3 protein-coding genes are annotated in these 3301 nt (G+C 47.7%); 2 read left to right on the top strand and 1 reads right to left on the bottom strand.

Annotated features, from left to right (window positions below; all coding sequences use genetic code 11):
- Positions 1-420: IS1634 family transposase (locus tag NM10_RS14860; RefSeq protein WP_020311892.1), on the top strand; the 420-nt coding region annotated here is incomplete at its 5' end.
- Positions 421-604: 184 nt separating this feature from the next.
- Here NM10_RS14860 and NM10_RS12450 read toward each other — a convergent pair.
- Positions 605-2014, bottom strand: coding sequence for an FAD-binding oxidoreductase (locus NM10_RS12450; RefSeq protein ID WP_020311891.1), 1410 nt, complete (start codon positions 2012-2014; stop codon positions 605-607).
- A 386-nt stretch (positions 2015-2400) separates the two neighbouring features.
- On the opposite strand from NM10_RS12450, the gene NM10_RS12445 reads away from it, so the two are divergent.
- On the top strand, positions 2401-3301 hold a 901-nt coding region (locus NM10_RS12445; RefSeq protein WP_020311890.1), incomplete at its 3' end, for an RNA-guided endonuclease InsQ/TnpB family protein.

Genomic DNA, 3301 nt, shown 5'->3' with positions numbered 1-3301 from the left:
TTCTACGCCGTCATTACAAACATCATTGGAAATCCAGAAGAGATTCTGAAGATTAACCGGCGACGCTGGGAAATTGAAGAGAATTTTCGGATCATGAAATCTGAATTCGAAGCCCGGCCTGTATTCGTTCGTCGGGAAGATCGTATTAAAGCGCACTTCCTGACCTGTTACATGAGCCTGTTAGTCTACCGATTGTTAGAGAAAAAATTAAATGAAAAATATACCTGCAACCAGATATTAAAGACCCTGAGTTGCATGACAATAACTCGACTAAGCAAAACCAACGGATATGTCCCTGCTTATAAAAGAACGGCATTGACCGATGAGTTGCATGAACTTTTCGGGTTCAGGACCGACTATGAATTCATGACTCAAGCGGCTATGCGAGCAACGATAAAGAACTCAAAAAAATTAAAATAACAGTGAAAAAAATATAGCACACATTAAAACCAAATAAAAAATGCTCACAGAGCGCACAACCACGCTCTTTGTGAGCATTTTTTATTTTCAAAAGTGTCAAACTCGGGATATAAAAAGACGGCAACGATTATTATGAATATAATCGTTGCCGTCTTTGCAATTTGACTTCCCCTCTATGAAATAATTAGCCGATTTCTACTAATTTTCCAGGATTCATGATGTTATTCGGGTCCAAAGCCTTCTTGATGGCTTTAATGACGTTAAGTTCCGCCTGCGGTGTGCAAAGGGCAAATTCTTCCAATTTCTTATAGCCAATGCCGTGTTCACCGGACATCTTGCCGCCCAGGGCATAGACGCGCGGGAAGAGGTCGCGATGGAAGGCCTTGATCTTCTGGAACCATTCTTCCGGCGACAAGCCTTTGGCATTCAGAGGCAGGACGTGGATGTTACCATCGCCGATGTGAGCAACCGTGACGCAGTAGAGGTCGTATTTTTCGCGCAGTTCCGGAATTTGTTTGGTGATTTCCGGAATCTTGTCCAAGGGGACGACGAAGTCTTCCGTCTGGAACATCTTGTCAACGTCGCGGGCGGCTTCGGCGAACTGCTTGCGCAGAGTCCAAATCCGTTTATCCGCTTCAAATTCGTCGATCGAGCCGTTGGCTTCCGCCAAGTCGCAGAGCTGTTCCATCTTGCGGTCCGAGTCGTCTTCGCTGAACGATTCGACCGTGACGATGACGTAATCACAGCCTTCGTCGACATGAGGCATTTTCATGTCCAGGAATTTGCAGGTCATGCGCAGGGCTTCATTGTCCATAAATTCGATGCTCGTCGGGTCGATGCCGGCTTTGAGGATCTTATTGGGCAGGGCAAAGGCTTCTTCATCGGTCTTGAAAACGCAGACCATATTGAAGGCATACGGCGGCATGGGACGGAGTTTGACCGTGACTTCCGTAATGATGCCCAGCGTGCCTTCGGAACCGGCAAAGAGCTGTTCCAGGCAGAGGCCGGTAGAACTCTTCTTGAGGCGGGCACCGGCGTCGAGGATGTCCCCTGTCGGCGTAACGACTTTCAGGCTGTAGATCTGATGGCGCGTCGTGCCGTATTTAACGGCTTTATTGCCGCCGGCATTGTTGGCGACGTTGCCGCCGATCATGCTGCTGTCGGCACTGGACGGGTCCCCGGCATAGAGGAGGCCGTGTTTGGCAGCTTCACGCTGCAAGTCCCCAGTGATGACGCCAGTCTGGCAGACGGCATACATATTGTCGGCATCGAATTTGAGGATCTGATTCATCCGTTCCAATTCGACGACCATGCCGTGATAAACAGGAATAGCACCACAGGCAACACCGGAACCAGCCGAGCGCGGCGTAATCGGAACGAGGTACTTATTGGCCAATTTGACGATAGCGGCCACTTCTTCCGTCGAGCCCGGGAAGACGACGACTTCCGGTTTATGGAAATAATGGGAGTTCCCTTCTTCGTCTGTCTGGTATCTTTCCAAATAATCTTCGTCCGTCTTGACGTATTTATCACCGACGACCTGACGTAATTCTGCTAATAATTCTGGCGTAACCGGGTTGAACTGTGTTGCCATATATAAACGCTTCCCTTCTATCGGAATCTTTCCGTATTCTTTATGGATATAATAAAAGTCCGCTCCGCGTGGGAGTTGAGCATAGTATACCACGTACAGGAAACTTGTAAAGCCCGTTTTCTTGATATTTTTAAAAATTTCATCAAGAAAACGGGCTTTTTAAAACCGCACATTGGGATGGATACGTAAAGTTTTACGTTTTACGCTATTCTGGTCCTAAAGTTTATCCCAGTTTCGCCAGAAGACTCCTTTCTCTTAGGTAGGGCATCAATAACGATGAATTTCGCAGGTTCGATGCCTGCGAAATCCCCCCTATGTCTTTTCCGTCTTAGCCTTTTCACCTAGGCTAGGGTATAATGGTAGATAACAGAGGAGGTGAATCCCAAATGTACTTGACGCAATCGAATGTCATCCGCGGCTTGTCGAAACAAGAGTATACGATGCTCCGGGAAATGTGCCAATATAGCAATAATTTGTATAACGTAGCGGTCTATACGATTCGACAGCATTACTTCGATACCCAGCAATTCTTGCAGTACGAAGAAAATTACCCCATCTGCAAGAAAAATGAAAACTATGGCTTGTTGCAGGCCGGTGTTGCCCAGCAGATATTGAAGATGGCCGACCGTAGTTTTCGTTCTTTTTTCAGTCTTCTGCATAAAGTCAAATCCGGTGACTATCGGTCGAAAGATGTCCGTCTGCCACACTATCGTGAAAAAGGGGGACGGTTCCCTCTCGTCTTATCGACGAATGCCATCAACATTAAAAAGGGCTTCCTGACGGTACCGATGAGCCGGGAATATGCGAAAACCCATAACGGCCATCGGATTCGGATTCCTGTTCCCGACAGGCTGAAGGAGAAGAAAATCAAGGAAGTCCGCATCTGTCCCATGTATGGCGGACGGTATTTCAAGATTCAGTATTGCTACCTAGAAGACTCGGAACCGGTGAAAACCTCGTCAGACCGTGTCCTGGCTATCGACTTGGGCCTGGACAATCTGGCCGCCTGCGTTACCAATACGGGGACGTCGTTCCTCATGGACGGTCGTAAACTCAAATCTATCAACCAGTATTGGAACAAACGCAAAGCCAGACTCCAAAGCATTGCCGCCAAACAGGGCCAGAAGACGACGAATCAGCTCTGTCAGTTAGCGAAGAAACGCCATTTCCGGATGCAGGACATCCTTCGCAAGACAGCCCGCTATATCCTCGATTTTTGCATCAGTCATCAGATAGGGATCCTTGTCTGCGGCTATAATTGCGATTTCAAACGAGGACTAAAGCTGA

The organism is Megasphaera sp. NM10 (assembly GCF_000417505.1).
GTDB lineage: Bacteria > Bacillota > Negativicutes > Veillonellales > Megasphaeraceae > Megasphaera > Megasphaera intestinihominis.
Note: the sequence above shows the minus strand (reverse complement) of the source record. Positions and strands in the feature narration are given on the sequence as shown.

What these genes read in the sequence shown, in the direction of transcription:
- NM10_RS12450 (WP_020311891.1), bottom strand. Translation starts at nt 2,014, where the DNA reads ATGGCAACACAGTTCAACCCGGTTACGCCAGAATTATTAGCAGAATTA.